This window comes from Saccharomonospora xinjiangensis XJ-54 (assembly GCF_000258175.1).
GTDB classification, from domain to species: domain Bacteria; phylum Actinomycetota; class Actinomycetes; order Mycobacteriales; family Pseudonocardiaceae; genus Saccharomonospora; species Saccharomonospora xinjiangensis.
Genome location: NZ_JH636049.1, coordinates 3378 through 6436, shown reverse-complemented (window position 1 = coordinate 6436; position 3059 = coordinate 3378). Strand labels below are relative to the sequence as shown.

The following is a 3059-nucleotide window of genomic DNA, read 5'->3' as shown; positions in this document are numbered from 1 at the left end:
GTCGGCCGGCGTGCCCGTCGGGCCCGCGCCGGAGCGGGGCGAGGAAAGGCTGGAGCCGATCGCGGTGATCGGCATGGCAGGCCGGTATCCCGGCGCCGAGGATCTCGACGAGTTCTGGGCCAACCTCAAGTCCGGTGTGGACAGCGTGACCGAGATCCCGGGCGACCGGTGGGACCACCGTCGCTTCGGCGACGTGCGCAGCGCGTCGGGAAGGCCGCTGTCGTCGTGGGGCGGGTTCCTCGACGACGTGGACGGCTTCGACGCGGCGTTCTTCCGGATCTCCTCGGCCGAGGCGGCCGTGCTCGACCCGCAGGAACGGCTGTTCCTCCAGACGTGCTGGTCGGCGATCGAGGACGCCGGGTACACGCCTCGGTCGCTGTGCCCGCCGTCCGGCCCCGCAGGCCGCCGCAGAGGCGGGGTGTTCGCAGGCGTGATGCACAAGGACTACCCGCTGTCCAGTGTCGAGCACACGACGCTCGGGGGCGCCCCGGTGCCGATCGGTCTCAGCCAGGGACAGATCGCCAACCGGGTGTCGTTCTTCTGCGACTTCCACGGCCCCAGCCTCGCCGTGGACACGCTGTGCTCGTCGTCGCTGACGGCCGTGCACCTCGCCGTGGCGAGCCTGCGGTCGGGGGAGTGCACCGTGGCGATCGCGGGTGGGGTGAACCTGTCGCTGCACCCCGCGAAGTACGTGGGATACGGCCTGGTCAACATGCATTCCAGCGACGGCCGCTGCCGGTCCTTCGGTGACGGCGGCGACGGCTACGTCTCAGCCGAGGGTGTCGGCGCGGTGGTGCTCAAGCCGCTGTCGGCGGCCGAGCGCGACGGCGACCACATCTACGCGGTCATCACGGGCAGCGCGGTGAACCACGGCGGCGCGGCGAGCGGGTTCAGCGTGCCGAACCCGGTGGCGCAGGCCGCGGTGCTCACCGAGGCGTTCGCGGACGCCGGCATCGACCCGGCCACCGTCGGTGTGCTGGAGGCGCACGGCACCGGGACCTCGCTGGGCGATCCGATCGAGTTGCGGGCGCTGGTGACGGCGTTCGGTGACACAGCCGAGCCGGGGAGCTGCTCGCTCGGGTCGGTGAAGTCCAACATCGGCCACGCCGAGGGCGCGGCAGGCATCTCGGGGCTGACGAAGGCGGTGCTGCAACTGCACCACCGCACGCTCGTGCCGACACTGCACGCCGAGGCGGTGAACCCGCTGCTGAACCTGGACGGATCACCGTTCCGGCTCCAGCGCACCACCGAACCGTGGACGTGCGGCGGTGTCCGCAGAGCCGGGGTCAGTTCGTTCGGCGCGACGGGCGCGAACGCCCACGTCGTGGTGGAGGAGTACACCGGAAGGAGCACCGAGCCGGATGCGGCACGCCTCACCGGGCCGGTTGTCATTCCCCTGTCGGCGCGCACGCCCAAGGCGCTGCGGACGCTGGCCGCGCGCCTGCTCGATCGGGTGCGCGGCGGGGTGGACGATCCCGTCGGCGAGGTCACGGCGCGGCTGGCGCGGGTGCTGGGCACCGACCCCACCGCCATCGACCCCATGCGGCCGTGGCACGAGTACGGCGTCACGGCAGCCGAGGTGGCCGAGCTGACCAGGTCGCTTTCGGACCTCCTGCCGCAGGAGGGACACCCGAGGCTGACCACCGCGCACAGCTGCGCCGACGCCGCCGCGCTGCTCCCGCACGGCCAGTCAGCACCCGATCTGGCCGATGTGGCCTTCACCTTGCAGGAAGGGCGCGTCGAACTGGCCGAGCGAGCGGCGTTCGTGGTCTCGGACCTCGCCGCACTCACCGCCGCACTCGCCGGGTTCCTCACCGACGACTCGGTGCGGGTCCACGGGTCGGATCCTGCGCTGTGTGCCCTGGCACAGCGTTGGGTGGCGGGGGAGCCGGTGACGTGGCCGACCCCGGCAGACCAGGCAGGGCAGGTAGGACACCGTCGTCCTCGCAGGGTCAGCCTTCCCACCTACCCGTTCGCCCGTGACCGGTTCTGGTTCACCGACCACGCCGTCACCCCGAAGGGCACCGAGCGGGCGGCCACCAATGGCCACCACGGGACCGAACAGGTCGTGGTGCGCGACGATCACGGCACCGCCCGCGACGGCCACGCCGCACCCGGCCACGACGCAGGCGGCTTGGGTGCGAACGGCCGCGCCACCGGTGTCCAGGACGCGCCCGATCACAGCGGGAACGGCCACGGTGCGGGCGGCCAGGGCGCGGGGCGGGCCTCGCGCGATGTGGTGGCGCTGACCGAACCGGCACGGGCCCGGCTGCGCGTGCCGAGCTGGGTGTCGCGGCCGTCCGCGCAGGGCACCGGCGAGGCCTCGGGACGAGTGCTGGTTCTCGACTCTGGTGCGGGGCCGCTGGCCGGGGCGATCGCCGACCACCACCGCGCGGCCGGAGCGACCGTGATCGAGGCGACCACGAGCACGGCCGCAGCGGGGCGGCGCACCGTCTCGCCCGCCGATCCCGGCGCCGTGCGCACACTGCTCACCGAGATCGGCGCCGTTGACCGCGTTCATCTCGTGGTGGGGGTGGAGGACCCGCACGCGCGCGTCGATGCCGATGTGCAGCTGCTGGCTCTGCGACTGGTGCGGGCGCTGGCCGAGAAGGGGGAGCGCACCGACCTGCACATCACCACGCACGACACCCACGGTCTCGACGGCAACGCCGCCAACGCCAGGGGTGCCGGTCTCACGGGTCTCGCGTACTTCCTCGCTCGCGAGCAGCACCGCTTCGCGGTCCGTAACGTGGACGTCTCCGCCGCCGACACCGACCTTCCCGCGCTGGCGGCGGCGATCGTCGCCGAGCCCGCGAGCCCGCGAGCCGAACTGACTCTCCTGCGCGGCGGTGTGCGCTACCGGCAGCGGTTCGACGAGATCGACCCGCCCGCCGGCGCGCCCGCGCTGCGCACCGGCGGCGCGTACCTGCTGATCGGTGGCGCGGGGGTCGTCGGCCAGGCACTCACCCGGCACCTGCACGAACACTACGGAGCGAAGGTCGCGTGGCTGGGCCGCAGACCGGCCGGCGACCCGGCGGTCAGGACGGCGCTGGCGGCGG

The 3059-nt window shown here is 73.3% G+C and carries 1 protein-coding gene; it reads left to right on the top strand.

Annotation, left to right across the window (positions count from 1 at the left end; genetic code table 11):
• Positions 1-10: 10 nt before the first annotated feature.
• The coding region (locus SACXIDRAFT_RS23150) for a beta-ketoacyl synthase N-terminal-like domain-containing protein (RefSeq protein WP_269729544.1) at positions 11-3059 on the top strand (3049 nt) is incomplete at its 3' end.